The sequence below is a fragment of the Paenibacillus tyrphae genome (genome assembly GCF_027925525.1).
Lineage (GTDB): Bacteria > Bacillota > Bacilli > Paenibacillales > NBRC-103111 > Paenibacillus_G > Paenibacillus_G tyrfis_B.
Window position 1 is genome coordinate 1 of the sequence record NZ_BSDJ01000054.1, and the last position, 26,092, is coordinate 26,092.

Annotated in this window: 24 protein-coding genes and 2 riboswitches; of the genes, 7 read left to right on the plus strand and 17 right to left on the minus strand. The window is 55.9% G+C overall.

Annotated elements, in window-relative coordinates; genetic code table 11:
• Window positions 1-34: 34 nt before the first annotated feature.
• Window positions 35-1,168, minus strand: coding sequence for an A/G-specific adenine glycosylase (mutY, locus tag QMG93_RS34230; protein WP_281944384.1), 1,134 nt, complete (start codon window positions 1,166-1,168; stop codon window positions 35-37).
• A gap of 173 nt (window positions 1,169-1,341) precedes the next feature.
• Between mutY and QMG93_RS34235 the strand changes: the two genes are divergently transcribed.
• The 3 genes from QMG93_RS34235 to QMG93_RS34245 all read left to right on the plus strand — a co-directional run bounded on the left by QMG93_RS34235 (window position 1,342) and on the right by QMG93_RS34245 (window position 3,312).
• Window positions 1,342-2,196 (plus strand): helix-turn-helix domain-containing protein, encoded by an 855-nt coding sequence (locus QMG93_RS34235; RefSeq protein WP_216796069.1) that lies wholly within the window; start codon window positions 1,342-1,344, stop codon window positions 2,194-2,196.
• A 151-nt stretch (window positions 2,197-2,347) separates the two neighbouring features.
• Window positions 2,348-2,938: a hypothetical protein gene (locus tag QMG93_RS34240; protein WP_281944385.1), complete on the plus strand. Its 591-nt coding sequence runs from the start codon at window positions 2,348-2,350 to the stop codon at window positions 2,936-2,938.
• Window positions 2,935-3,312 (plus strand): c-type cytochrome, encoded by a 378-nt coding sequence (locus tag QMG93_RS34245; protein ID WP_281944386.1) that lies wholly within the window; start codon window positions 2,935-2,937, stop codon window positions 3,310-3,312. The genes QMG93_RS34240 and QMG93_RS34245 overlap by 4 nt, the downstream gene beginning before the upstream one ends.
• Window positions 3,313-3,369: 57 nt before the next feature.
• On the opposite strand, the gene acpS is transcribed toward QMG93_RS34245, so the two are convergent.
• Window positions 3,370-3,795, minus strand: a complete 426-nt coding sequence (gene acpS / locus QMG93_RS34250) for a holo-ACP synthase (RefSeq protein WP_281944387.1) — start codon at window positions 3,793-3,795, stop codon at window positions 3,370-3,372.
• A gap of 536 nt (window positions 3,796-4,331) precedes the next feature.
• On the opposite strand from acpS, the gene thrS reads away from it, so the two are divergent.
• Window positions 4,332-6,248 carry a threonine--tRNA ligase gene (gene thrS, locus QMG93_RS34255; RefSeq protein WP_281944388.1) on the plus strand — a complete coding sequence of 639 codons (1,917 nt, stop codon included), beginning with the start codon at window positions 4,332-4,334 and terminating at the stop codon, window positions 6,246-6,248.
• Between the two features lie 68 nt (window positions 6,249-6,316).
• On the opposite strand, the gene nadE is transcribed toward thrS, so the two are convergent.
• The 14 genes from nadE to QMG93_RS34320 form a co-directional block, all read right to left on the minus strand.
• Window positions 6,317-7,126 (minus strand): ammonia-dependent NAD(+) synthetase, encoded by an 810-nt coding sequence (gene nadE / locus QMG93_RS34260; RefSeq protein ID WP_063185615.1) that lies wholly within the window; start codon window positions 7,124-7,126, stop codon window positions 6,317-6,319.
• Window positions 7,127-7,316: 190 nt separating this feature from the next.
• A complete protein-coding gene (locus tag QMG93_RS34265; RefSeq protein ID WP_010502131.1) occupies window positions 7,317-7,751 on the minus strand; it encodes a BrxA/BrxB family bacilliredoxin in 435 nt (144 codons plus the stop codon).
• A 158-nt stretch (window positions 7,752-7,909) separates the two neighbouring features.
• Entirely contained in the window at window positions 7,910-8,338 is a 429-nt protein-coding gene (locus tag QMG93_RS34270) for a DUF3905 domain-containing protein (protein WP_281944389.1), read from the minus strand.
• A gap of 25 nt (window positions 8,339-8,363) precedes the next feature.
• On the minus strand, window positions 8,364-8,501 hold the full coding sequence (locus QMG93_RS34275; protein WP_281944390.1) for a hypothetical protein: 138 nt from the start codon (window positions 8,499-8,501) through the stop codon (window positions 8,364-8,366).
• Between the two features lie 58 nt (window positions 8,502-8,559).
• Entirely contained in the window at window positions 8,560-9,444 is an 885-nt protein-coding gene (locus QMG93_RS34280; RefSeq protein ID WP_281944391.1) for a polysaccharide deacetylase family protein, read from the minus strand.
• A gap of 134 nt (window positions 9,445-9,578) precedes the next feature.
• Window positions 9,579-10,607 (minus strand): MerR family transcriptional regulator, encoded by a 1,029-nt coding sequence (locus QMG93_RS34285; RefSeq protein ID WP_281944392.1) that lies wholly within the window; start codon window positions 10,605-10,607, stop codon window positions 9,579-9,581.
• Between the two features lie 27 nt (window positions 10,608-10,634).
• Window positions 10,635-12,968 carry a universal stress protein gene (locus QMG93_RS34290; protein ID WP_281944393.1) on the minus strand — a complete coding sequence of 778 codons (2,334 nt, stop codon included), beginning with the start codon at window positions 12,966-12,968 and terminating at the stop codon, window positions 10,635-10,637.
• A gap of 29 nt (window positions 12,969-12,997) precedes the next feature.
• Window positions 12,998-14,245, minus strand: coding sequence for a DUF445 domain-containing protein (locus QMG93_RS34295; protein WP_281944394.1), 1,248 nt, complete (start codon window positions 14,243-14,245; stop codon window positions 12,998-13,000).
• 21 nt (window positions 14,246-14,266) lie between these two features.
• The gene (kdpC, locus tag QMG93_RS34300) at window positions 14,267-14,881 is read right to left on the minus strand and encodes a potassium-transporting ATPase subunit KdpC (RefSeq protein ID WP_281944395.1); all 615 of its coding nucleotides are present in this window, start codon (window positions 14,879-14,881) and stop codon (window positions 14,267-14,269) included.
• 91 nt (window positions 14,882-14,972) lie between these two features.
• The gene (gene kdpB, locus QMG93_RS34305; protein ID WP_281944396.1) at window positions 14,973-17,003 is read right to left on the minus strand and encodes a potassium-transporting ATPase subunit KdpB; all 2,031 of its coding nucleotides are present in this window, start codon (window positions 17,001-17,003) and stop codon (window positions 14,973-14,975) included.
• A gap of 34 nt (window positions 17,004-17,037) precedes the next feature.
• The gene (gene kdpA, locus QMG93_RS34310; protein ID WP_281944397.1) at window positions 17,038-18,717 is read right to left on the minus strand and encodes a potassium-transporting ATPase subunit KdpA; all 1,680 of its coding nucleotides are present in this window, start codon (window positions 18,715-18,717) and stop codon (window positions 17,038-17,040) included.
• A 42-nt stretch (window positions 18,718-18,759) separates the two neighbouring features.
• Complete coding sequence (locus tag QMG93_RS35495; protein ID WP_368858150.1) at window positions 18,760-18,837, minus strand: potassium-transporting ATPase subunit F; 78 nt, start codon at window positions 18,835-18,837, stop codon at window positions 18,760-18,762.
• 140 nt (window positions 18,838-18,977) lie between these two features.
• On the minus strand, window positions 18,978-19,391 hold the full coding sequence (locus tag QMG93_RS34315) for a hypothetical protein (RefSeq protein ID WP_216796087.1): 414 nt from the start codon (window positions 19,389-19,391) through the stop codon (window positions 18,978-18,980).
• Between the two features lie 130 nt (window positions 19,392-19,521).
• Window positions 19,522-19,711, minus strand: a riboswitch (cyclic di-AMP (ydaO/yuaA leader).
• A 164-nt stretch (window positions 19,712-19,875) separates the two neighbouring features.
• Window positions 19,876-20,074: riboswitch (cyclic di-AMP (ydaO/yuaA leader) on the minus strand.
• Between the two features lie 203 nt (window positions 20,075-20,277).
• A complete protein-coding gene (locus tag QMG93_RS34320) occupies window positions 20,278-20,640 on the minus strand; it encodes a gamma-glutamylcyclotransferase (RefSeq protein ID WP_281944398.1) in 363 nt (120 codons plus the stop codon).
• A gap of 735 nt (window positions 20,641-21,375) precedes the next feature.
• Here QMG93_RS34320 and QMG93_RS34325 point away from each other — a divergent pair.
• Window positions 21,376-22,707 carry a hemolysin family protein gene (locus tag QMG93_RS34325; protein WP_281944399.1) on the plus strand — a complete coding sequence of 444 codons (1,332 nt, stop codon included), beginning with the start codon at window positions 21,376-21,378 and terminating at the stop codon, window positions 22,705-22,707.
• A gap of 68 nt (window positions 22,708-22,775) precedes the next feature.
• On the opposite strand, the gene QMG93_RS34330 is transcribed toward QMG93_RS34325, so the two are convergent.
• Window positions 22,776-23,384, minus strand: a complete 609-nt coding sequence (locus QMG93_RS34330) for an HD-GYP domain-containing protein (RefSeq protein ID WP_281944400.1) — start codon at window positions 23,382-23,384, stop codon at window positions 22,776-22,778.
• A gap of 126 nt (window positions 23,385-23,510) precedes the next feature.
• Here QMG93_RS34330 and QMG93_RS34335 point away from each other — a divergent pair, with 126 nt between their 5' ends.
• The gene (locus tag QMG93_RS34335; protein ID WP_281944401.1) at window positions 23,511-24,458 is read left to right on the plus strand and encodes a tyrosine-type recombinase/integrase; all 948 of its coding nucleotides are present in this window, start codon (window positions 23,511-23,513) and stop codon (window positions 24,456-24,458) included.
• A 333-nt stretch (window positions 24,459-24,791) separates the two neighbouring features.
• Window positions 24,792-26,069: an NAD(P)/FAD-dependent oxidoreductase gene (locus QMG93_RS34340; RefSeq protein ID WP_281944402.1), complete on the plus strand. Its 1,278-nt coding sequence runs from the start codon at window positions 24,792-24,794 to the stop codon at window positions 26,067-26,069.
• Window positions 26,070-26,092 lie beyond the last annotated feature (23 nt).

Sequence of the window (26,092 nt, forward strand, 5' to 3'; positions counted from 1 at the left end):
CTCCTGATCGTCTCAAGGGAGTGCTTTTTTATTATTATCGGCCAAAATACGCATTCAGAATGCGCAAAAAGACGTTCGGGAACGCGTACTGCTCCATTTCCTCGCGATTTACCCAGCGGTAATTCGACGGCAGCGGCACGGGCAGCAGCAGCGCGGAGGCTTCCTCCAGGCGGCCGGCGTACACATCCATCTCCCAGCGGATGTGGCTGAACGTGTGCTCTGCCTGCAGGAGCCAGCCGACCGGGCCGAGCCCGAGGCCGTCCGCGGCCAGATGCGCCGCCAGCGCGGCATGGGCCGCGGCGGGGTCTCCGCCTTCGCCGCGCGGCTCCGCGGCTGCGGGCGCTGTGGGAACTGCCGCATGCGGCAGTTCCCACAGGCGCGCCAGCAGCCCTTCGGCCGGCCGCTGGCGGATCAGTACCCGGCCGGCGTGCTCCGCCGCGCCTTCGATCACTACGGCGTAGCGCCGCTCCGGCCGCGGCGGCTTCGCCTTGGTCTTCACCGGCAGCGACTCCTCCATGCCGGCCGCCCGTCCCGCGCAATGCGCCATGACCGGACAGGTCAGGCAGCTTGGCGATTTGGGCGTACAGACGAGCGCGCCGAGCTCCATCAGCGCTTGGTTGAAATCGCCGGCCGCCCCTTCCGGAATCAGCTCCTGCGCGAGCTTCTCCATACTGACGCGGGTGCTCCCCTTCATGATATCGTCTTCGATCAAAAAATATCGCGACAGTACCCGCATCACATTGCCATCTACCGCAGGCTCGGGCTTGTTGTAAGCGATGCTCAGAATCGCCCCGGTCGTATAAGGACCGACGCCCTTCAGCGAGGATACCTCCTCCTTCGTATCCGGCACGACACCGCCGTAACGCTCCCGCACCTCGCGGACGGCGCTTTGCAGATTGCGGGCGCGCGAATAATAACCAAGCCCCTCCCAAGCCTTCAGCACTTCGTCCTCAGGCGCTTCAGCCAACGCTTCGACGGTCGGAAACTTATCCATAAACCGGTTAAAATAAGGGATGACGGTGTCGACCCGGGTCTGCTGCAGCATAATTTCGGATACCCAAATATGATACGGATTCCGGCTGCGCCGCCAAGGCAGATCGCGCTTGTGCCGCCGGTACCAGGATAACAGCTCGGTGGAGAAATACTGCTTTTGCTCTGAACTGGACATAAGATCTCCTTCTCTTTGCACACGTTTTCGGGATATAATGGAAATCAATACCCTCGAATAAACAACTGTACGGCTTTTTTGCAAGGACAACTACGACGTTTACCAAGGTTGAAGCGACGGTTTTAAAAATAGCTCATAACGGTCTTATCTCAAGAAGGAAAGGACGGACGCCGATGCTGACTCCCGGAGAGCTGGCCTCGCGCCTGAACAAGCTGGTCATCTCGATTCTGCTCGTCGGGCATCAGAAATGCGAGCCGGACTGGCGCCAGAAGCCGCGGACGATCAAGTACCATTCCGTATGGCTGATCATCAAGGGCAAGGGCACCTTTACGATAGGCGGCACGCATTATCCTGCCGAGCCCGGCAAGCTGTTCTGCTTCGCCCCCGGCATGATCGTCGAACGCACGACCGATCCCGAGCAGCCGCTCGAATACTATTTTCTACGTTTTCATTATACGGAAGTTTACGAGGAGAAGGAACAGTGGATTTCCCGCAGCGCCGCCGAGGCGCGGTTCCCGCTGGAGGGGATGTATACGGTCACCAATACGCCGCAGCTCATTTATTTGATGGAGCAGCTCCATATGCTGTGGAAGCGCCGGGGACACATGACCGCGATGCGGCGTAAAATCGTGCTGCAGGAGTTTTTCCTGACACTGGTCGCCGATTTCCGCGCGCAAAAAATCGCCGGCGATACGACGGCGGCGATCGAGCTGACGCAGGACTACATGGTCGGGCATTACCGGGAGCCTCTCACGCTCGAAGGGCTGGCGCAAATGGCCGGGCTCAGCGTGAGCCACTACTCCCGCCTGTTCAAAAAATACATCGGCTACAGCCCAATCGATTACCTGACGCATCTGCGCGTCGACCGGGCCAAGGAGCTGCTGGTGCTATCGGATTACCGGTTGAAATCGATTGCGGGCAGCGTCGGATACGCGGACGAGTTTTATTTCAGCCGCATTTTCAAGAAGGTGACCGGCTTCTCCCCCCGCGAATATGCCAAAAAACACCGGTTCACGCCGGCAAAATAATACCCGCGGAACACTATGGACACACGGTGTCCGCCAAGTCGGCGCCAGGTTTGACTTTCGCCCCCCGAAAGGTGTACGCTACCTGTAAATGCCGCCGAATTTTCGGAAAATCGGCGGTTTTTGCAACGTTCGGCAAAGCGAGGCGATATCGATGAAACAAGCGAATGCGGCTGGAAGCCCCATCGGCGGAATCCGGACGGACAAGCTGTCTGCCGAGACGCAGGCTTGGGAGGCAGCGGCCCCTTATTCGGCTTATTTATACACTTGGGGAATGGCATGGATGGCTTCGGCCATCGTGACGTTTGTCGGGCAATGGCGGGATTGGGAGCTGCTGCAGCCAGTCCTGTTCTTGGTTGCGCTCCTAATTACGGCGGCGGTCTTTCTCCGCCAGCGGCGCGCGTCTGCTGAACGTCCGGCGCAGAACGGGTTCCGGAGCGCGCTTCTCGTTGCAGCGGCAGCCGTCGCGGTCGTTTGGCTGCTCACGCGCGGTCCAATAGGAATCGATCCGTTCTATTGGCCGGTGCTGAAGGGGCTTGCGCTTACAGCCGCCTATCTTGCCCTCTTCCCGCGATTGGGCTGGGTGCTCGGGGCGTTCGGGGCGTGGATGCTTGCTCTGACGATTACGGTAGTATGGATGTATCTGGGCTATGCGCCCGTGTTGATCGGGGGCTTCGGCGGCCTCAGTATGGTTACGCTCGGCGCCATGATTCGTATGCGAGACAAGGGGATGAATGCACAATGAAACGATGGAAGCAATGGGCGGCCGCTGCTGCGGCTTTGACGGTTTTGGCAACGGTAACGGCATGCACGGCGAACAGCCCCGACCCGTTCGGCGGAGGCAAGAAGGAAAGCGGCCTCACGGCGGAACAAGCGATGGCCGGCGCTTCCGAGCAGGTTCAGACGGTCTACAAGCAGAACTGTCTCTCCTGTCATGCAAGCAATCTGGAAGGCCGCATGGGACCGAAAACCAACCTGCAGCAGGTTGGTTTTCGGCTGACCAAAGAACAGATCGTGAAGCAGATCGATCAAGGCGGAGGCGGCATGCCTGGCTTTCAAGGCAAGCTGAAGCCGGAGGAGACGGCAGCCCTGGCCGAATGGCTGGCAAGCAAAAAGTAAGCCGCGTCCTGTACCTGCCACTCCAAATGCACCAAATCGCCCGTTACGTCATCAAGTCTATTGGTTCGTTTCGGTTCGCTCCGCCACAGCATAGGCCATCGCCAGCGTTTCGCTATGCGTGATGCTCAGATGAATGCGAATCGTGTCTGCCGTTACGGACTGGAAAGCCGGCATCCAAGCGGCTAACCGTTCCCAAGCCGCTTCCGACAAGCGGCATACCGGCTTGCCCTTCCCATCCGGCAGCACTTCCATATCCTGAAATCCCACTTCTTTTCCAATCCCGCAGCCGAGCGCCTTTACGATCGCCTCCTTGGCAGCGAAGCGCCCGGCTGCGAACTCGGCCAGCCTCCCGCCTCTTACAGCCGCCAGCTCCCGCTCTGCAGGTGTCAGCACCCGCTCCAGGAAACGCTTGCCGGATGCCTGCCCCAGAATCTTCCGCATTCGCTCAATTTCGAGCACATCGGTACCGATGCCGATAATCATAACCGTTATTCCTTTCCTTATCCTCTTTACACGTATGTCCACAGTGTTCAGTCGTACTTCGTTTGGCTTTATCGTATCCGATCGGAAGGACAAGTTCAAGAAGGCGGCAGCAAACGATTTCCATATCGCCTCGATCAATCAGCTATTCCCTCTTGACTTAACGCTCGGGAAGAAGTTAGAATGTTGAAACATCAGGCGATGACCAAAGACACGATTCCCTGCAAGGGCTGCACAGAGAGAGGAGTCCCGGCTGTAAGCTCCTCCAGCGACCGGCATGGAATTACCCCTTTGCAGTCGTGACGCTGAACTTACGGTCTTAACCATGCGATCGCGAAATTAAGCGCACCGTCTCATCCCCGTTACCGGATGGCCATGAGGTCCGGCATGATTCCTCACGTTCTGGCAGCAGCCATGACGCGAAGGGCAGCCGGTCGAATTAGGGTGGAACCACGAGCTGAACGCACTCGTCCCTTGGGCGAGATGCGTTTTTTTGCGTTCATATCATCCCATTTGACCGGAAACGGAGGACGAAAATCATGAAGATTCAAGTGAAGCTGCCGGACGGCTCGTTCCGGGAGTACGAAAAAGGAGCCACAATCGAACAGGTGGCCGAATCGATCAGCCCCAGCTTGAAGAAACAAGCCGTAGCAGGCAAAATCGACGGAAAGGTCGTCGACCTGAACCGGCCGATCGAAGCGGACGCTTCGGTTGAAATTGTGACGCTCGATAGCAAAGAAGGCTTGGAGGTATACCGTCACAGCACGGCGCACCTGATGGCTCAGGCCATCAAACGCCTATACGGACAAAAAGCCGTGAAGCTGGGAATCGGTCCCGTCATCGAAGACGGATTTTATTACGACATCGACATCGAAAAGCCGCTATCCGTCGACGACCTCTCCTCGATTGAACAAGAGATGGAGCGGATCGTCCGGGAAAATGTGCCGATTATCCGGCGCGCCGTCAGCCGGGACGAGGCCGTGCAAACGTTCGAAGCTTTGGAAGATCCGCTCAAGCTGGAGCTTATCCGCGATTTGCCGGACGAAGCGGTCCTTTCTCTCTACGAGCAGGGCGAGTTTGTCGATTTGTGCCGCGGGCCTCATTTGCCGTCCACTGGCCGCATCAAAGCGTTCAAGCTGCTGAGCGTCGCCGGCGCCTATTGGCGGGGCGATTCCAACAACAAGATGCTGCAGCGCATCTACGGCACGGCTTTCCCGAAGAAGGCGGAGCTTGACGAGCACCTGCATCTGTTGGAAGAAGCCAAGAAGCGCGACCACCGCAAGCTCGGCAAAGAGCTCGGGCTGTTCATGTTCTCCGAGGAAGCGCCGGGGATGCCGTTCTTTTTGCCAAAAGGGATGACAATCCGTACGGTGCTTGAAAACTTCTCCCGCGAGCAGCAAGCGGCGAACGGTTACGACGAGGTCCGCACGCCGTTCATGATGAACCAGCGACTGTGGGAGGAATCCGGACACTGGGATCATTACCGGGAGAACATGTATTTTACCGAGGTGGACGAGACGAAGTTCGCGCTCAAGCCGATGAATTGCCCAGGCCATATGCTTATTTATAAAAATGAGCTGCATTCTTACCGGGAGCTGCCGATCCGGCTTTGCGAATTCGGCCAGGTGCACCGGCACGAGTTTTCCGGCGCTCTGAACGGGATGATGCGTGTGCGCACCTTCTGCCAGGACGACGCGCATCTGTTTGTCCGCCCCGACCAGATTGAAGAAGAAATCGGCAGTGCCATCGACCTGATTGGCGAGATGTACAAGGTGTTCGGCTTCCAGTACAAGATCGAGCTGTCCACACGGCCCGAGGATTCGATGGGCTCCGCCGAGCTGTGGGAGCAGGCGGAAACGGCGCTGCGCAGCGTGCTGGAGCGCCGGGGAATCGCCTACAGCCTCAATGAAGGAGACGGAGCCTTCTACGGTCCGAAAATCGATTTTCACATTTTGGACGCGCTCAAGCGAAGCTGGCAGTGCGGGACGATTCAGCTCGATTTTCAAATGCCGGAAAAATTCGACCTGTCCTACATCGGCGAAGACAACCAAAAGCACCGTCCGGTCGTCATTCACCGCGCCATTTACGGCTCGATCGACCGGTTCATCGGGATTTTGACGGAGCATTACAGCGGGGCGTTCCCACTCTGGTTGTCGCCACTGCAGGTCAAGCTTCTGCCCGTCTCTGACGTTTACAATTCATACGCTATGGAAGTCAAAAAGGCGCTTGCCGCAGCGGGCATCCGGGTAGAAGCCGATCTGCGCAGCGAGAAGCTCGGCTACAAAATTCGCGAAGCGCAGCTTGAAAAGGTACCGTATATGCTGGTCCTCGGCGAGAACGAGCAGAGCTCCGGCACCGCTGCCGTCCGCAAACGGGGCGAGGGCGATTTGGGCCCGATGCAAGTGCAGGAGCTTGCAGAACGGCTGCGCCGGGAAATTCAGGCGAAGCACGCTTAACATGATAAAAAACGCATGCTACCTGTATAGGGCGAGCATGCGTTTTTTCGTTATGGGTAAAGCACTGGCTAAATGCCGGGAATCGGCACCCGTTTGTGCTCCGTCTTCAAATATTGCTTTTCCAGCTTCTCCTGCGCTTCGGGCGAAATCGTCTTGCCTTCCAAGTAATTGCTGTTGTCGTCGTAAGTGATGCCGAGCTCGTTCTCGTCCGTCTGCCCTTCCCACAGGCCGGCGGTAGGCGCTTTATCCAGTATGCTAGCCGGTACGCCCAGCTCGCGGGCAAGCTGCCGCACTTGGCGTTTATTCAGACTGCTCATCGGAGTGATATCGACAGCGCCATCGCCATACTTGGTGAAAAAGCCCGTAATCGCCTCCGACGCATGATCCGTGCCGACCACGAGCAGATTCAGCTCGAACGCGAGCGCATACTGCACGACCATCCGCGTTCTGGCTTTGACATTCCCTTTGCCGCCGCGGCTCAAGTGTTTATGCACGCCGATCGATTTCAATCCGTACTCGGCTTCGAGCGCGATCTCGTTGACCGCTTCCTCGATGTTCGTCTCGATGCGATATTTCAAATCGAACGCTTCCGCCGTCGCGTAGCTGTCGGAGATATCCGTCTGCTCGCCGTACGGCTGAAACACGCCGACCGTTTTGTATTCGCGTCCTTTCTCGGCCGTCAGCTCATCCGTAGCCCGCTTGCACAACCCCGCCGCCACGGCGCTGTCGATCCCGCCGCTGATGGCGATCAGGAGCCCGTCGACACCTGCTTTGAGCACATATTCTTTTAAAAAATCGACCCGCTTGCGAATCTCCTCATTAACATCGATCACCGGCTTGACGCCAAGCTTCGCAATAATATCCTGCTGCAGACTCATCGTTCTCCACACCTCTCCACGCGAATAGTCGCGACTTGCGGTAGCCGGACAGCCCTTTACGGCTACAACTTCTGGCCGTCCGGTCTTGCCGCTTGTCAATTTTGGTTACATTATAGCACGATCCGGAAATTACAAAAACTCCCGCCTGACGCTTGAAGCGCCGGCAGGAGCCGTTAGAAGGATTGACCTCTTATTTGCAGTAGGTTTCGAAGGCGCCGATCAGATCGTTGGCGATCATTTCGGCGGAACGGTCTTCTACTTGATGACGTTGGATGAAATGCACCAATTGGCCGTCTTTCATCAGCGCGATCGAAGGCGAGGACGGCGGATACGGTGCAAAATATTCGCGTGCCTTGGCCGTTGCTTCCTTATCTTGACCCGCAAACACCGTGTAAAGGTGGTCCGGCTTCACTTCGTGCTGCAGCGCTTTGGCCACGCCAGGACGGCATTGGCCGGCAGCACAGCCGCACACGGAATTGACCACGATCAGAGCGGTCCCTTTCATATTGTCGAGGGCCTCGGATACTTCTTCTGGCGTACGAAGCTCGGTAACTCCGATGCGCGTCAATTCGTCTCTCATCGGCTGAACCATATCTCTCATGTATGCTTCAAATGACATGGACATGTTAAGCTTTCACTCCTTTGAACTAACATAAAGGTATATAAAGTTTCCTATGTCCATTATACAACGGTACGGGGCGAAAGCAAGGCATTCCAGCCAACTTATCTATGCAGCACGCTCCGGCTTGCACTGAAACTGCAGCCGGAGCACACTGTTCGCCGCTATTTTTTATCGGTATCCTTCTCGTCGGGCTCGCCGCTCGGATACGATTTATAGGCCACATCTTTGTCCGAGTGCATGAACGGGTAGCCCTGCGGCACGATCCCCTGCTCGAAGAGCTCGCGGTTTTCCGTCGTCTGAAAGCCTACGTCTTTATACGGATGCACCCATTGATCCCCGGACATAATGGCCGGATCGGTCTCATCACTCCATTGTTCAAGCGGAGATTGGTCCGATTGGTATATGTGATCTCCGATCAGCACGCCGTATTCGTTCACAAACGCCTCGCGGGGACCCCGGTTTTGATGATGTTCCTGACGAAAATTAATTTCAAAAGGATCAAGCTCCGGATCGTTCTTGGCGTTATACGAAATGCCGGTATCGACCTGCTCGTACGATGCATTTTTATCCCGATTTTCCTTATCGTTCATGAGCTGCGCCTCTCCTCTGCCCCGTTTAGGTGGACGGACGGTTCGGACCGTTCAGTTTTTTATTCCGTGTTTCGGCTGCATCGCTATCGGCTCCAGCCTGATTGGCGTTTGCCTGCCGCTGCTGCTCCTTGGAATCTCCAGATCCCGATTGCTGTTGTGCCATCGTGCAGATTCATCTCCCTTCATGATGATGTTAGTATGCGAAGGCTTTGCCAAAAAAATTAGCCGGGCGGATGCAAAAATTGAAAAACAAAAGAGGACTTCGATAATGTCTCAAACTGGTATCCTTGCTTTTTCAACCAATCGATCGCATCCGGGAGCGCCTCCACCGTGGTCGTCTTATGGTCGTCGTCGTGCATGAGCACGATGATTTGATTTTTCCCGCGGCTATTCGACTGCACGGATTCCAATATATCCTGTTTAGGCAATGTAACTGCGGCCGCATCTGTCGAACTGACGTTCCAATCGAAGTATTGATATCCAATATTAGTCATTTCCCGGGCAATTTTCGCCATGATGTGACGTCCGCCCGCTTTGCGGCTCAAATGATTGTCAGAACCTCCCGGAAAACGAAAAATGTCCGGCCTGACTCCTGCTGTTCGAGCCAGTAAATCGTTTAACTTATCCGTATCCTTGTGGTATGCCGCGACGGAAGAATAAATGTAGCCATAATTGTGCGAATAGGTATGATTTCCAAGACTGTGCCCTTCATTCACGATGAGCTTATAGTACGCTTGAAGCTCCGGAGACGATTTTCCCGTAACGAAAAAAGTTGCCTTAACGCCTTTATCCCTTAAAATGCGTAGGATATGTTTAGTTTGGCGGGAGGGTCCGTCGTCGAAAGTAAGGTAAGCCTTTTTCTTCCTGCTCCCTTGTTCGGGAGATGGCTTTTCCTTCCCGACAATAGCATAGGGTTTGGCCTCATGCTCGGCGATCATCTGGAAGCCGGACAGCACCTGCTCCTCCTCACCGTACGAAGCCTTACCGGCAATATGCTTTTGCCCGGCACTCGTACGAACTTCTTCCTTCTCAGGACTGCATCCTGTCAAAGCGCACAAAATAAGCCATACCAAATAACAAAAAACGGAACGTTTTTTTAGGCTCATGAACATCATCCCTCCGGCCATCGCAGGTTTACCGCTTTCTAAGCTAGTATGACTCTTTCGGCTCGGGAGGAATGTGTGTTATTATGTGGAACAATTGGAGGGATCGGGTGGGGATTGACTTGTACAAAGGAGGGTTATAATGGAGCGCGCACCGCAAAAACTAAGCAGACGGAGGCTTGATCCAAGCTCACGGCTTCCGCATGAAATCCATTGGTCTGGAACCAGGCGATCAACCGCTGCGATTCGGCATAATGTTCTTCCCCGGGAGCCGTTCCGCTTGCCGCATACAGGTCATCGGGGGCATCCATCCAATCGACGATGGCAATGCGCCCCTTCGCTTTCACTACCCGGGCCATCTCCGCCAGGGCGAGCGGCTGCTGGGCTTCCGTCAAATGATGGAACGCGAAGCTGGTCACGACGAAATCGAATTGTCCGTCAAACGACGGAACGGACAGCAAATTGCCGATTCTCGTCTCGAGAGCCGGCAATTGCATGCGGCATCGCCGCAGCATTTCGGCCGATTGGTCGATACCGACCATGTGCACACCGCTTGTGAGCAAGCGGGAAGCAAAGCCGCCGGTGCCCGTTCCAATGTCGAGTCCCCATTCGCCGAACTGCGGAGCGACCCGCTCTGCAGCCTGGGCCAGGATGCGCGAGTAAGCGGGTTCGGCCGGCACATGCGGCGCCAGTCCGGCGCTGCCGTTAAGCTCCCATTGCTCCGACAGCGCATCGAAGTTCCAGAGATCGGCCCATGAATCGCGAATTGCTTTGCTTGCCTTGGCCCGTTCCGCAAGCGCATGCCAACGGTGCCGAAGCGATTCCGGCTCGTCTTCTGTCCGCTCGATCATGCCGTCCAGCAGGGCAAGCGTCTCCCGAAGCTCCAGCCACTGCCCGTAAAGAGCCGAGCGCTGCAGCTCCAAATAGCGCCGGACCTCGTCCGTTTCGGCCCGGTCCGTTCGCTCCAGCACAGTGCGGATATCGTCTACGGCAATGCCGGCCTCCCGCAGCGCGAGAATCGTCTGCAGCCGCCAAGCGTCTTCCTCCGTAAACCGGCGATAGCCGTTGTCCGGATGCTTGGCGGGCGACAGGAGCCCCTTTTCCTCATAAAATCGGATCGCCCGGGTCGAGACGTTCAGCCGCCGGGACAGCTCTTGAATTTTCATCCTGTTAAACGTCTCCTTTCCCGAAGATCAGCCCGAATGGGTCTCCGCATCCGCCACGACGAGCACGTCGATATGCCGGGAGCGGCGCAGCAGCTTTTTCACGACCGAGCCCTGTATTATTTCTTTCCAGGAAGGCTTGCTGGATTGGCCGATAACGAGCTGCGTCGCCTGACAAGCATCGGCCTTGGCAGCCAGCACTTCCGGCAGACGCCGCCGATGTTCCGCCTGGTGCACCTCGAAGACGCCGCCGAGCCGCTCGGTCAGCTTGCGGAGCTGCTCCAGTCTGGCGGATAGCTCGCTGCTCTGCGTCCCGCTGCCGAGCTGGACGTAGGCCACATGCCATACGGCTTTCAGCCGGTGAGCGATCCGAAAACCGCGCCGGATCAACCGCTCGGCCTCCGGAGTGACATCCACGCAGACAAAGATCGATTCCTGTCTGCGCCACGGACCGCGAAGCGAGCTTTTGCGCTCGTACGATTCCAGCCGTTCGTCCACGTCGTCGGCAATTTCGCGCAGAGCCAGCTCCCGCAATGCGATCAAATTCACGGTGCGAAAAAAATGACCGAGCGCTTGATCCACCTTGTCGAGCGCGTAAATGCGCCCTTCTCTCATACGCTGCTGGAGTGTCTGCGGCGCGACGTCGATCAGTTGAACTTCGTCCGCCAGGCGTAAAATATGGTCCGGCACTGTCTCCCGGACACGGACACCGGTGAGCTTCTCCACCGCGTCGTTCAAGCTTTCCAGATGCTGGACGTTCACCGTCGAGATGACCGAAATGCCTGCTGACAGCAGCTCCAGCACATCTTCGTAGCGCTTCTTGTTCTTGCTGCCCGGCACGTTCGTATGCGCCAGCTCGTCGACTAGCACGACCTCGGGCTTGCGCCGGATGATCTCGTCCGTATCCATGTCCTCCAGCTTCGTGCCGCGGTAATCGATCACCTGCCGCGGGATCGTCTGAAGCTCGCCAATCTGCGCCTGCGTCTCCTTGCGGCCGTGCGTTTCCAGCAGTCCAATCTGCACGCCGATCCCCTTCTTCAGCAGATCGTTGCCTTCCCGCAGCATCGTATACGTCTTGCCTACGCCCGGAGCCGCGCCGATATACACCTTGAACCGGCCTTTGCGAAGCTGCTCAATCTCCCGCTCGACCTCATCCGAGCTGAGCCGGCGATACAGGTCGGACGCTTTCTGCCGCTTGGTCTGCTTGGTCGGCAGAATACGTTCGCCCTCATGCGCCGCCCGGTCCGCCACGATAAAAATATCGATATTGCGCGTCCGCTTGAGCATGTCGTGCACGATCGACCCTTGCCACAGCTCCTGCCATAACGTCTGCTTGGAGTGCCCGAGGACGATGCGCGTTACACTATGCGCCAGCGCATAGTTCACCAGCACGCCGGGCAAGGAACGCCGCCCGCACAGCGGCAGCTCTTCGAACACCCCGCCGACCTTCTCCGCCAGCTTCACCATCGACCGCTTGAACGCCGCCTCTTCTTTGGACAAGTCCTTCTTCCGATCAACAAAAGCAACGACAAGCAGGTCACCGTTCAGCCGCTTGGCGATCTGCTGGCCCCGCCTAACATAGATCGACCCGTTCCAGTGATATTGAGCGGATACAAGAATGCGTTCGGCCGCGCCCGACGGCCCAATCAGCCCGAGCTCTTCGCGGTGCTTCTCCAGCGAATCGTTGACGCCTTCCGCCACGAGCCGCAGCGCCAGCTCCCTAAGCACCGCGAGATTGCCCCGCTTGAATATGCCCGCGCCCTTCTGCGCTTTCACGCTGCCTTCCTCGACGCGGCTTAAAATCATCTCCGGCGTCGCGTCGATCAGCACCACTTCGTCGGCCAGCTCCAGCGTATCGGACGGCACCGTTTCCCGCACCTCAATGCCGGTCAGCTTCTGGGCCAGCTCCGTTGCGCCCTCCAGCTCGTACACGTTGACCGTCGTAATGACGCTGATACCTTTGCTGAGCAAATACCGGATATCCTCGAGCCGCGTCGGAAAAAGCGCCCCTTCGCGATTTCGATGCGCCAAGCCGTCTACCAGCACGACCTCGGGATTGCGCTCGGTGAGCGCTTCCAGATTCAAATCCTTCTTATCTACACCGTCTTTCTGCCAGTGGATGCTGGACACCCGCTCCAAATCACCGATCTGCCGCACCGTTTCCGGCCGCTGCATCGTGGAAACGGCGCAGATGACGACATCGATCCCCTGTTCCTTCAGCAGCTGTCCTTCCCGGAGCATGTGATACGTCTTGCCCGACCCGCTCACCGCCCCGATATACACTTTAAGCCGTCCTTGATGCAGCTTGGAAATGGACCGCAAAATCTCCTCCGGCGTTTTTCGCTTGAACGTTTCCGTCCCCATCCTGAGTTCGCCTCTCTTCTACGACGGCGTCAGACGAACATTTTGACCGTTCCCAGCACTAAACCGATCAAAAAGCCGCATAGCGCGCCGTTGACCCGAATCCACTGCAAGTCGCTTCCGATTTTATCTTCCATTAATGCAATCAGTGTCTCATTGTCGAACCGATCCACATTCTCCCGGATCAAAGCGCCGATTTTGGAATGGTTCGCCTCCACCCAGCGGCCGAGCTGCTGATGGACCCACTGCTCCAGTTTCTCCATACCCTGCTCATCTTCCCGAATCCGCTTCAGCAGCTCCTTCAGAAAAGGAATCGCATAGCGCTCGGCAAACTCCGGCGCGCGCACCGTTTCCACCAACCGCTCCTTCAACTGCTCAATCCATCGCTCCGTCCGGGCGGTGAGGTCTAAGTTATCCAACAGCCGGACCTTCCAAGCATCCAAAGTATCCGCCGTCTCCGGATCAGCCAGCCAACGTTCCAGCCGGACGCGCAGCTCCGCCAGCAGAGCCAACCGGTTTTTGTTCCCCTGGCGCTTCATATCGCGGATGGCGTTCCATAAAAACTGCTGGATCATCGCCCCAAGCTTTTCTTCATTATAAAAGCCGAGAAACGCATTAACCGCGAGCTGCATAAATCCGTTCGTCTGAAGCCCATGCATCGCCTGCGCGGCCATTGCGCCCAGCCGGTGCTGCGTTTCTCTCGTCATGGCAAGCTGCTCGGCCAAGTCCAGCAAAAAATCGAGCGCCTTCTCGTCGCCCTGATGCCGGTATACTTGATCCAGCGCTTTGCGGAGAGCCGGCGCGGCCTCCAACGCGTCAATGCGCTGCCGGATTTCTTTCTCCAGCAGCGCGGGTATGCGGTCCCATGGGATATAGTCCAGCAGCCGCTCGCACAATACGGCGATGCTCTGCTGCGTCTTGTCGGATTCCAGAACCTGTTCGGCCCCTTCCAATCCGCGCGAAACGATCTTCAACCCGGCGAGCTTGCTTTGAATGCTTTCTTTGCTGATCAGCTCCTGCTCGACGGTTGTAATGAGCGCCTCCGTTACCCTTTTCCGGTTATTGGGTAACAGCGCAGTATGCGGGATTGGAATGCCTAGCGGATGGCGGAACAAGGCGGTAACGGCAAACCAATCGGCCAGCCCCCCTACAAGTCCCGCTTCGAATCCGCTTTGCAGCAGGCGTACCCACGTATGATCCGCCCACGGTATAGTCGCCGCGAACCCCGCGGCCATGACGCCGAGCGACACGGCGGCGGTATGTTTGGCTTTTCCGGACAAGACACAACAGCTCCTTTTACACTACTTTATCGTCATCATTTCGGTAAGCGCCAGGTTCAGCTTCAGCACGTTCACGCGAGGCTCACCGAATACGCCGAGATCCCGCCCTTCCGTCTGGCGCTCCACTAACTGCCCGAGGTCCGCTTCGCTGATCCCCGTCAGCTTGCTGATCCGCGGCACTTGCGCTTGGGCCGCCTTCGGGGAAATATGCGGATCGAGCCCTGAGGCAGAGTTAGTCAGCAGGTCAATCGGAACTTCGCTGACCGGCACGCCCGGATTGGCCGTCTTCCAAGCCTCGATCGATTCCTGCGTCCGCTTCACCAGCTCGGGGTTCGACGGCGCATAGTTATTCGAGCCCGAGGCGTCGGCTTTATAATCAATACTCGATACGCGTCCCTGAAAATATTTCGGATCGCTGAATTGCTGCCCGATCAGTTCGGAGCCGACTACAGCGCCGCTGCGGTTATGAACCAGACTGCCGTTGGCCTGAGCCGGGAAAATCGCCTGCGCGATTCCGGTCGAGACGAGCGGATAAATAAGACCGCAAACGACGATAAACACGAGCGAAGCGCGTACGGCAATACTGAGCGAGAAGCGGGCCGTTTCGGCCCCTTCATGATTGACGCGGCTTACCATAAGGAATCAGTCCCTTTCTATATATCATATCTCCAAGTTGTTTTCTCTACAAATCTTGACAGTGAAAAAACGGATGCAAGTTTTTACCCCATTAAATCCACAGGTGAACCGCCAGATCGATCAGCTTGATGCCAACGAACGGCACCAGCACCCCACCGAGCCCGTACAGGAACAAATTGCGGCGCAGCAGCTGCGTCGAGCTCATCGGCTTGTAGGTTACGCCTTTCATCGCCAGCGGAATCAGCAGCGGGATGATGATCGCGTTGAAAATCAACGCCGAGAGAATCGCCGACATCGGCGAGCCGAGCTTCATGATGTTCAGGGCTTCCATCTGCGGAATCGCCAGCGTGAACATCGCCGGGATGATGGCAAAATATTTCGCCACGTCGTTGGCGATACTGAACGTCGTCAGCGCACCGCGGGTCATCAGAAGCTGCTTGCCGATGGCCACGACTTCGATGATTTTGGACGGGTCGGAATCGAGATCGACCATGTTGGCCGCCTCCTTCGCCGCCACCGTCCCGCTGTTCATCGCAAGGCCTACGTCGGCTTGCGCCAGCGCCGGCGCGTCGTTCGTGCCGTCGCCGGTCATCGCCACCAGCTTGCCTTCGGCTTGTTCGCGCCGGATGACGGCGATTTTGTCCTCCGGCTTGCTCTCCGCGATAAAATCGTCCACCCCGGCCTCCCGGGCAATCGTAGCGGCCGTCAGCGGATTGTCGCCCGTACACATGATCGTCTTGATGCCCATCTTGCGCAGCTGCTCGAACCGTTCCTTCATGCCGGGCTTGACGGTGTCCTTCAAATAAATCAAGCCAACGATTTCGCGGTCTACGGCCACGGCCAATGGCGTGCCGCCTTCGGAGGCGATCGCATTGCCCTTCGCTTCCAGATCGGCCGGAATGACGCCACCCTGCGCCTGCACCCACTTCTTAACCGCGTCCACGGCGCCCTTGCGTACCTGACGGCCGTCCGTCAGGTCAATGCCGCTCATCCGGGTCTCCGCCTTGAATTCGATAAACTCGCCTCCTTCGGCAAGCGCCGGGTCGAACGAAAAGCTCTGCTTCTTCATCAGCTCCAGCACGGAGCGCCCTTCCGGCGTCTCGTCTTTGACCGAGCTGACTGCAGCCCACTCCGCCACCGTGTCGGAATCCGCCGAGCCAACTGGTACGAATTCGCTCGCCATCCGGTTCCCGAATGTAATCGTGCCCGTTTTATCAAGAATCATCGTGTTGATGTCGCCGGACGCTTCGACAGCTTTCCCGGACATCGCCAACACGTTGAACTGGGTCACCCGGTCCATCCCGGCAATCCCGATCGCCGACAGCAGACCGCCGATCGTGGTCGGAATCAAGCAGACCAGCAGGGCGATCAGCACCGGAATTTGCAGCTCGATCTCCAGGTAACGGGCAATCGGAGCGAGCGTCACAACGACGATCATGAAAATGAGCGTCAAGCTGGTGAGCAACGTATTCAGCGCAATTTCGTTCGGCGTCTTCTGCCGCTTCGCGCCTTCGACCAAGGAGATCATCCGATCGATGAACGATTCGCCGGGGTCGCTCGTAATGCGCACCCGGATCTTGTCGCTCACCACCCGGGTTCCCCCGGTCACCGAGCTGAAGTCACCTCCGGCTTCTTTAATGACCGGAGCCGATTCCCCGGTGATCGCCGATTCGTCCACGGACGCCAGTCCTTCGATCACTTCGCCGTCGCCGGGAATCATTTCGCCTTGGGATACGATGACGATGTCGCCCTTCCGCAGCTCGGTGGAGGGAACCTGCTTCATGCCGGCTCCCGTCACTTTATTTGCGGTAATTTCTTTCTTCGATTTCTTCAGCGAGTCGGCCTGTGCCTTCCCGCGCCCTTCGGCGAGCGCCTCCGCGAAGTTCGCGAACAGCACTGTGAAAAGCAGGATAACAAATACGGTGAAGTTGAAGCCGACACTCTCTTCCGTTCCGAAATACCCCGGCAGCAGCGTCATTAAGAGCACGACTAGCGTGCCGACCTCAACCACGAACATCACCGGATTTTTCATCATCGTGACCGGATTCAGCTTCACGAAGCTTTCTTTTATCGCATTCCGGACGATCGGTCCGGACAGCATGCTTTTTCGATTCGAACTCATGGGTAACTCCCCTCTTCCTTCGCGATCTTCACGTTTAACGCAGCGTCAAATGCTCGGCCACGGGCCCCAGCACGATGGCCGGGAGGAACGTCAGCGCCCCGATAATCAGCACCGTTCCGACGAGAATGCCGACGAACAAGCCGTTGTCCGTACGGAACGTACCGACCGTCTCCGGCACCCATTGCTTGCGGCTGAGGGAACCGGCCACGGCAAGCAGCGCAATCATCGAGATATAGCGCCCGAACAGCATCACAAGGCCGGTCGTAATGTTCCAGAACGCCGTATTGTCGCCCAGACCCTCGAAGCCGGAGCCGTTATTGGCCGCCGATGACGTATATTCGTACAGCACCTGCGAGATGCCGTGGAACGACGGATTCGTGATCGCCGCTTTGCCCAGCTCGGTCGCAAGCGCAATCGCCGTCGGCGCCAAAATAATAAACGGATGCGCCAAAATCGCAATGGCAATTAATTTCATCTCGCGGGCTTCGATCTTCCGCCCCAGAAACTCCGGGGTCCGGCCGACCATCAGGCCTGCAAGGAACACGCCCAGAATGGCGTACATCAGCATATTGACGAGGCCGACGCCTTTGCCTCCGAACACGCAGTTCAGCATCATCAGCGCGAGCGGCGTAATGCCTCCGAGCGGCGTCAGCGTATCGTGCATGTTGTTGACCGAGCCGGTCGTCGCCGCCGTCGTCACGGTCGTAAACAAGGCCGACATCGGGATGCCGAAGCGCACCTCTTTGCCTTCCATACTGCCCTGGGAAACGTCCATGCCCAGCTTGTTCAACGCCGGGTTGCCGTTTAACTCGGACGTGTAGACCAGCGACAAGAACAGCAAGAACAAAATGAGCATCGCGGAGAAAATAACCCAGCCCTGCTTCCGGTTCTTCGCGAACAATCCGTATGTGTACGGCAGCGCCGCGGACAAGCACCACATCGACAGCATCTCGATGACGTTCGTCAGCGGATTCGGGTTCTCGAACGGGTGTGCCGAGTTGACGCCGAAAAATCCGCCGCCGTTCGTTCCCAAGTGCTTAATCGATTCCAATGACGCGACCGGTCCAATAGCAATTTGCTGCTCCGCCCCTTCGAGCGTCTGCACGGTGATCGTCGGCTGCAGCGTCTGCGGCACGTGCAAGGCTACCAGCGCCAGCGTGACAACGAAAGCAAACGGCAGAAACACACGGGTGTGCGCTTTGACAAAATCCTCGTAGAAGTTGCCCAGCGTCTTGCCCTTGGTCGTAACGCCGCGGATAAACGCAATCGCCACGCAAAGCCCAGTCGCCGCGGAAGTAAACATCATCATAGTGATCAGAGCCATTTGCGACAAATAAGAAAGTCCCGACTCCCCACTGTAATGCTGCAGGTTCGTGTTCGCCATGAAGCTGATGACCGTATTGAACGACAAGGTCTGCTCCATATTGTCGATGCCGTTCGGATTGAGCGGCAGCAGCTTTTGTACCCTTAACAGCAAATATCCGAAAGCAACCAACACAAGATTGGTGACGATAAAACTAAGTCCGTACGTTTTCCATGTCATCCCCTTGCGTTCGCGCAACCCGATCAGCTTGTAGATCGGCCGCTCCGCCCATCCGAACAAGCGGTCCGTACGATTGGCCTCGCCGGAAAAGACGTGATATAAATAAGTGCCGAGCGGCTTCGCCAGCAGCACTAGAATCCCTATGACAATGGCTATTTGCAAAATACCCACGGGGTCCAAACCTCCTTTAATAAACAAGCCGAATCCGGTTGGTTAAAACTTCTCCGGATGAATCAAGGCATACGCCAAATAGATGAATACGAATAAAGTCAATGCTCCGATGACGATCATCGCCCGTCCCCTCCCGATTCCTCGGTTACCCGGCTGCACCAGGTCAGAAAGCCCCAGAACACCACGTAGGTTCCAGCCAACAGCAATACCATGTACAAGTCCGCCACTTCCCAACGCCTCCTTCCGAGCGATTCGCTCGATTACTCCAAATGGCCGTCTATTAAAAATCCGACATCGTCGCCGTTCGTATAAATGACATGATGCGCGCCAAGCCCCTTATATACGAGCCGGGGGCTCGGATTGCTCGTAATCAGATAAATCGGCCCGTTCGTCCACGTCCGGCAAATCTGAATATACCGGCATGACAAGTTCAAGCTTTTCTCGAACAAAAATACCCGGCTGACCGCGAACTGCGGCACGGTCCACGACTCGCAGCCCGACGTGTCGATCGTCACCACGTTCCCGACGCCAAGCCCGGCCAGCTTCCTATGCTCGGCCTTGCTGTTGGCAAGGGCCGCGAGGCGAAGCTGCCGTCTTTGCAGCTCGCGGATAAAGTTTTCTCCCGCCTTGTTCGGCGCCGATACCAGAATATAGCCGGATGATGCTTTGATCATTTTCCTCGTTCTCCTCCTGTTCACTCCAGGAGAAAAGGCAACAAAAAAGAAGCCTTGGGCAAGAGGTGACTCTTCCCGCGGCTTCCAAGGCACGGTGAAACAAACCGTGTCTTATGAGCTCACGACAATCGTTGCCTCTCTCTATACGCTTACGAGGTTAGCTGACGGATTCGGGCGTGAGAGTCGCCCTACCCCAGTGCATGCTTTGCACGCACGATGAGGATTCACCCCGTGGGATGGGAGCGGCGCGTCTAGCGCGGCGTCCTGTCCCGTTGGTTCCCCCGCTTCCCGGCGAGCCGGGAATTCAGCGATATACTGCATGGAATGGCTGCATTTTTTATAAGTTTACGAATGGAACTGGCGTTCCGTTTTTCCAAAAAAGACAATAAAAAACCACAGAGGCAGGAGCCCTGTGGTCGCTATACGATCACAAGCTTCATCATCCTCTCTCCATTCGAACATAGGCCGCGGCCGGCCGCTAAACGGCTGTTCGATCCAACGCTGACGAGGTTAGCTGACGGATTCGGACGGTGAGAGTCGCCCTACCCCAGTGCACGCTTCACATGCACGATGAGGATTCACCCCGGGGACGCATGGCTTTCGGCTCTCACACCGGCAGCGCAGGCTTCCCTTGTGGTTCCCCCGCTTTCCGCACGATGGCGGAAATTAAGCGATAAGAATTTGGAAACTGTAAATTTATGAATTGAATATTACGCTTGTCGGAAGCAACTGTAAAGAACGGCGGGAATGGTTCTGGAGCGAAATAGGGGAAGTTCAGGCACATAAGAACGCTTTCTCAGATATTGTTCTTTTCCAATCTCTACAAATCTCACTATTTCTTCGTTTTTCATAAATCGTGATCTTTTTCTCAGCACTCCGTTCCCGGCTACAGCCAGATTCCGCTTTCAATCCGCGCCAAGCCATGGCCGGAGGCGTACATATAAGCAAACGCCTCATAGGTTACCGCTCCCACAAACACTTGAACGGACTTCAACTCGAAGCGGTACGGCGGGTTCATCCGGTTAAAATTCGATGCCAATTCCGAGACGGTTTCAAACGCGACATCCCCCATCGCCAGCAGCTTGCCGCTCACCTTGTCTTCCCCGGAGGTTAATGCGGGAAAACCGAGTCCGGTATCGTACAGAACGCCTTTCACCCAGGCCTCGTCGCTCAGAAGCTGAGAATGCCTGGAAATAAACGGGTTGTCTTTGTGATTCAAGGAAACGACGCCATACACGAACAGATTCAATTCCGCAACCTCTTTTCTCTGGAATGCCGTTTGAGCTTAACTATAGGGGAAAACTGTTAGAAATGTATTAGGGACGGAAATTTTTGCCGGAATCGACGGCTCCGCGGTAACAAAAAAAGACTCCGTCAGCGGATCTGTCCCTGACCGAGCCTTCTTTGGCCGTTTAAAAACACCGGTTACCCTTCTTACCCCAAAGCAAATCCAATTTCTGTACATGATGCTGCGCATACTAAAACAATGAAAGCCCTGCCTCTCTTCCATCCTTGCGGCTCCGAAGACCGCGCCAGTGTGAATCAGTGTTACAACAATTCCTAATCATGGGAGTTCCTTGAATGAACGATTAAACATGTGCGGAAATAACGCTGCTTTCTCGAGGAAAATCTTCCGTGTAGGGGTTGTATGAGGGTTTAAGTATATTCTTGCGAATATCGAATAAATTTACCATAGCTTGTCCCGGATGTCAACCCGGCAATTCGTTTGAATTTAAAAATCAATCAAGTTTTCGTCATTTTCGCACGAAAACGAACAAATTCGCGGCAAATGGGGGGATTTTCGTTAATACCTCGCGATTCGGAGTCCGCACACCCTGTGCATACCCCGGAGTGCCCTGCTCGCCGTTTGAGCGCCGGTATGCGTTCCGGGTATAATGGATTATAAGCAATCTTTATTTTTGTCTATTATTTGAACGTTTAAGGGAGGTGTACCTATCCACCTCACGCAGGGGATAGGGAATGATTGAGTAGTGACCCGTTACCTTTATTGTTTAACGCGGTTCTCATTATCGTCTTGGTGCTGCTGAACGGCTTTTTTGTCGCCGCGGAGTTCGCCATGGTCAAAGTAAGAAACAGCCGCATTGATATGCTCGCCCAAAGCGGCAATGTGAGCGCGCGGTTCGCGCAAAAAATTACGGGCAACCTGAACGCTTATTTATCCGCCTGCCAGCTCGGCATTACGCTCGCGTCGCTGGGACTCGGCTGGGTCGGAGAACCGGCTATCGCCGCTTTTCTCGAACCGATCCTGAAAGATTGGCTCGGCTTAAGCCCCGTCGTCATTCATACGATCTCCTTCTTAGTAGCTTTCTCGCTCATTACCGCGCTGCATATTACGCTCGGGGAGCAGTTCCCGAAGACGTACGCGATCCGCCAGTCGGAGAACGTGACGCTTTGGTCCGCGCTGCCGGTAATCATTTTCTACAAGCTGATGTACCCTTTCATCTGGATGCTGAACGGCGCGTCGAACTGGATGCTGAAGCGCGCAGGCATTGAGCCGGCCACAGAGCACGAATCGGCTCATACGGAAGAAGAAATCCGCGTCTTAGTGAAAGAAAGCCATAAAAGCGGCTTCATCGACAATACGGAGCTTACGCTTTTTGACAATATATTCGAATTTACCGAAACGAACGCGCGCGAAATTATGATCCCGCGGACGGAAATGGCTTGCTTGTACGCCAATCTGCCCTTCGAGGACAACATGGAAATCGCGCATCGCGAAATGCGCACCCGTTATCCGGTATGCGACCAGGATAAAGACAACATTATCGGATTCGTGCATATCAAGGACTTGATGAAGTCGAACGGTGCGCTGACCGAGCTTCGCTCCATCGTGCGGCCGATCGCCAAAGTGCCGGATTCGATGCCGATCAGCAGGCTGCTCAAGCTGATGCAGTGGAAAAAAGTGCAGATTGCCTTGCTTATCGACGAATACGGCGGAACTTCGGGGATGGTGACGCTGGAGGACATTCTGGAAGAAATCGTCGGCGAAATCCAAGACGAATTCGACCCGGATGAGCGGGCTCGGGTGGAGAAGAAAGACGAGTTCAACTACTCCATCGACGGTCTGATGCTAATCGACGAAGTGAACGATCAGTTCGGGCTGGAAATCGAGTCCGAGGACTACGATACGATCGGCGGCTGGATGTACTCGCAGGTGGAGCTTCCGCCCAAGCATGGACAGAGCGTCGTCTACCAGAGCGAATTCGAGTTCGTTATCGAGGAAACGGACGACCTGCGAATCGCAAGGCTCGCCGTCCGCAAGCTGCAACCGGATTCGCAAACGCAGTCGGCGTAAGGCATAATAGATGATAATTTGAACGCAAAAGAGAGGCCCATTCGATTCGGGGACCTCTCTTTTTATGTTCAGGATTGAACGGTAGAATTGACGCCTTCGCGTCTCGCATAAGAATGGTGAAGCATCTCGCCCGGCATTTGCAAAAACACTTCCACGTACTGCTTATCGAACTGCGTGCCGCTGTGCCGGCGCAGCTCTTCCTTCGCTTCCTCCAGCGACATTCCTGCCCGGTAGGGCCGGTTGGACAGCATGCTGTCGAAGGAATCGATGATGGTGCAGATCCGGGCGAACGTCGGAATGTCCACCCCGCTTAAGCCGTACGGATAACCCGTTCCGTTCCATCGCTCGTGGTGAAATTCGACGATGTCGATGATCACCTGTTCCTCCGGCGCATGAATTTTCAAGATATCCGCCCCCAGCACCGGATGCTGCTTCATCATCTTCCATTCTCTTTCTGTAAGCGACGTATCCTTTTTTAGAATCGAGTCGGGCATGTAGATTTTCCCGATGTCGTGCAAGCAGCATCCGATTACCAATTGCCGGGTCTGCGCCAGATTCAGGCGCATCATCAGCGCCATGCTCTTCGCAAGCTTCCCCACCCGCAAACTATGCTCATAGGTATCTACGTCCTTTTCCATTAACCGAACCAACTCTTGAGTGACTAAACGATCCCGCACGCGTTACCCCTCCTCAGCCCATGTGTCGCGCCCTGCCGAAATCCTTCAAGCCCCTCCTTTCCATAGTCAGGCGTGATACAATGGAGTTCGTACAATTTGTGTTGTTCGAAAAAGAAAGGAGACCCTATGCAAACCCTGCTCGCTCAAATCCATCTTCCCGAACAATTAAAACCAACCGAAAAATACACGGACGAACAAATCGTCAACATGTTCCTGACGACTTGCTCCCGATCCCCGTATACGATGAGAAATTACCGCAACGCGATCGCCAAATTCCGCCGCTTTATCGGCGATAAAACCTTACAGGACGTGACCTGGCGGGAAATCGAGGTCTATAAAATCGGCCTGCTGGAAGGGCTGTTAAGCCGCGCGAACAAGCCTCAGGCTCCGGCGACGGTGGCCATACATATCGCGCCTCTGCGCTCGCTTTACAAATGGGGCAGCGACCCGAACATCGGCATGTTTAAGCATAATCCGACCACCTGCATTCGCATCCCCAAAATCCCCGTGAACAGCAAAAATCATTATTTGACGAAGGCCGAAGTGCTGCGTTTGTTCGAGCAGTTAAAGCAGCAAGGGCTGCGCGATTATGTCATCGGAGTCACGCTGGTGCTGCTCGGCATCCGGGTATCGGAGCTGGTTTCGATCCAGTGGAACCATTTTCACACCGACCCCGAAGGCGCTTCGATGTGGCTAACGATTCGTGGCAAAGGCGATAAAGAACGCGAAGTTAAGGTGCCGCATATGCTGTGGACGCTGCTTCAAGCTTATGATGCAACAAAGCCGGGGCCGTCCGGCCCGGAGGACAAGCTGTTCCCTTTATCCGTCCGCATTGTCGAGAAAATTATCAAGAAAGCCCGTGAGCAATGCGGTATGGAGAAGAAGGCGACCCCTCACTGGCTCCGCCACACGAACGCGACTCTCGCCCTCCTGCGCGGCGCTTCCTTGCAGCAGGTGCAGGAGTCGCTCGGGCATACGCACATCAATACCACACAGCGCTACCTCCATACGGTCCAGCAAATTAAAAAAGCGGCCCCCGACTATGTCGAAGACTGCTTCAAAGATAGCTTATAGGCATTTCATCCTATGTTTTTCCATTATTCTCTTGTTTCATTGGTTAATATTGACTATAATACAAAAAAGAAATATTTGTAGAAATAGTATGAATTTCATAAATAAATGTCGAACAACACAAATTGTACGAACCCCATTGTAACGTATTGCCTGTCAAAAAGCACCCCATATTCCACCGTCCGTCGTTGCCCGCGAACGGCCGCAACCGCTTGCGGCCCGCTCTTTGTTCTTTCGTGCGTCAGCCGTCTTCCGCAGCCATTTTGGGATCGTTTCGTTTTGGGCTATAATACTAGCAAAGACGCTTCATGAGCAGGAACAGAATGGAGAATTGATATGAAGTACGATGTTATCGTCATCGGCGGCGGACCCTCCGGATTGATGGCCTGTATTGCAGCCAGCAGGCAAGGCGCACGCGTCGCGCTGGTCGATAAAGGGGACAAGCTCGGACGCAAGCTCGGCATTTCCGGCGGAGGCCGGTGCAACGTCACGAACGCGAAGGAAATCGACGAGATTATTAAGCATATTCCGGGCAATGGACGGTTTTTGCACAGTGCGCTCGCCCATTTCGGCAATCGCGAGATCATCGCCTTTTTTGAAAATCTCGGCATCCGGCTGAAGGAAGAGGACAACGGGCGAATGTTTCCCGTGACGGACAAAGCCAAGACCGTCGTCGACGCGCTCGTCGGCCAAGTCCGCAAGCAAGGCGTGGACATTAAGGTAAACCGCTCGGTGGAACGGGTACTTTATCAAGACGGACGCACCGCTGGCATTCGCCTTCGGACGGGCGAGACAATTGCCGGAAAATGCGTCGTCATCGCCAGCGGAGGCAAATCGGTGCCGCATACCGGTTCGACCGGCGACGGCTACGCTTGGGCCGAAGACGCCGGGCATACGATCACGCCGCTGTTTCCAACGGAGGTTCCGCTGACGTCCGGCGAGCCTTTTATCAAGAGCCGGGAGCTTCAGGGCTTGTCGCTGCGGGACGTGGAACTTTCGGTCTTGAACGCCAAAGGGAAGAAAATCATTTCCCACCAGGGCGACATGCTGTTTACCCATTTCGGCCTATCCGGCCCGATCGCGCTGCGGTGCAGTCAATTCGTCGTGAAGGAACGGCAAAAAACGGCGGAGAAGCAGGTGCTGACCACCATCGATTTGTATCCGCACAAAAGCGTGCAGGAGATCTACGACGAGACGATAGCTTTGGCTAAAAGCGAGCCGAAAAAAGCGGTCAAAAACGTGCTGAAGGGGTATGTCTCCGAACGCCTTGTCCCGCTTCTGCTTCAGCAAGCCGGACTGGACGAGCAGACGACGTACGATAATATTCCGAAACAGCCGTGGATGGAATTAAGCAAGCTGATCAAAGCGTTTCCCGTGCAGGTGAACGGGACGTTGTCGATTGAGGAAGCCTTCGTCACCGGTGGCGGGGTGAATTTGAAGGAGCTCGATCCGCGGACGATGGGGTCGAAGCTTATGGAAGGGCTGTTCTTCTGCGGCGAGATTCTCGATATCCATGGGTATACCGGAGGCTACAACATCACGGCAGCCTTCGCCACAGGCTATACGGCAGGGACGTTCGCCGCACAGGCCGCGCAAGACGCACTCGAAGCGTAGAAGCCCGTTCTATTTTCCCGAAA

Coding starts and splice junctions, on each gene's coding strand:
- QMG93_RS34240 (WP_281944385.1), top strand. CDS start 2,348: ATGAAACAAGCGAATGCGGCTGGAAGCCCCATCGGCGGAATCCGGACG.
- QMG93_RS34265 (WP_010502131.1), bottom strand. CDS start 7,751: ATGTCCATGTCATTTGAAGCATACATGAGAGATATGGTTCAGCCGATG.
- QMG93_RS34270 (WP_281944389.1), bottom strand. CDS start 8,338: ATGAACGATAAGGAAAATCGGGATAAAAATGCATCGTACGAGCAGGTC.
- QMG93_RS34285 (WP_281944392.1), bottom strand. CDS start 10,607: ATGAAAATTCAAGAGCTGTCCCGGCGGCTGAACGTCTCGACCCGGGCG.
- QMG93_RS34335 (WP_281944401.1), top strand. CDS start 23,511: ATGCAAACCCTGCTCGCTCAAATCCATCTTCCCGAACAATTAAAACCA.
- acpS (WP_281944387.1), bottom strand. CDS start 3,795: ATGATTATCGGCATCGGTACCGATGTGCTCGAAATTGAGCGAATGCGG.
- QMG93_RS34275 (WP_281944390.1), bottom strand. CDS start 8,501: ATGGCACAACAGCAATCGGGATCTGGAGATTCCAAGGAGCAGCAGCGG.
- QMG93_RS34280 (WP_281944391.1), bottom strand. CDS start 9,444: ATGAGCCTAAAAAAACGTTCCGTTTTTTGTTATTTGGTATGGCTTATT.
- kdpC (WP_281944395.1), bottom strand. CDS start 14,881: ATGGTAAGCCGCGTCAATCATGAAGGGGCCGAAACGGCCCGCTTCTCG.
- kdpB (WP_281944396.1), bottom strand. CDS start 17,003: ATGAGTTCGAATCGAAAAAGCATGCTGTCCGGACCGATCGTCCGGAAT.
- thrS (WP_281944388.1), top strand. CDS start 4,332: ATGAAGATTCAAGTGAAGCTGCCGGACGGCTCGTTCCGGGAGTACGAA.
- QMG93_RS34290 (WP_281944393.1), bottom strand. CDS start 12,968: ATGGGGACGGAAACGTTCAAGCGAAAAACGCCGGAGGAGATTTTGCGG.
- nadE (WP_063185615.1), bottom strand. CDS start 7,126: ATGAGTCTGCAGCAGGATATTATTGCGAAGCTTGGCGTCAAGCCGGTG.
- QMG93_RS34245 (WP_281944386.1), top strand. CDS start 2,935: ATGAAACGATGGAAGCAATGGGCGGCCGCTGCTGCGGCTTTGACGGTT.
- QMG93_RS34340 (WP_281944402.1), top strand. CDS start 24,792: ATGAAGTACGATGTTATCGTCATCGGCGGCGGACCCTCCGGATTGATG.
- QMG93_RS35495 (WP_368858150.1), bottom strand. CDS start 18,837: ATGATCGTCATCGGAGCATTGACTTTATTCGTATTCATCTATTTGGCG.
- mutY (WP_281944384.1), bottom strand. CDS start 1,168: ATGTCCAGTTCAGAGCAAAAGCAGTATTTCTCCACCGAGCTGTTATCC.
- QMG93_RS34235 (WP_216796069.1), top strand. CDS start 1,342: ATGCTGACTCCCGGAGAGCTGGCCTCGCGCCTGAACAAGCTGGTCATC.
- QMG93_RS34315 (WP_216796087.1), bottom strand. CDS start 19,391: ATGATCAAAGCATCATCCGGCTATATTCTGGTATCGGCGCCGAACAAG.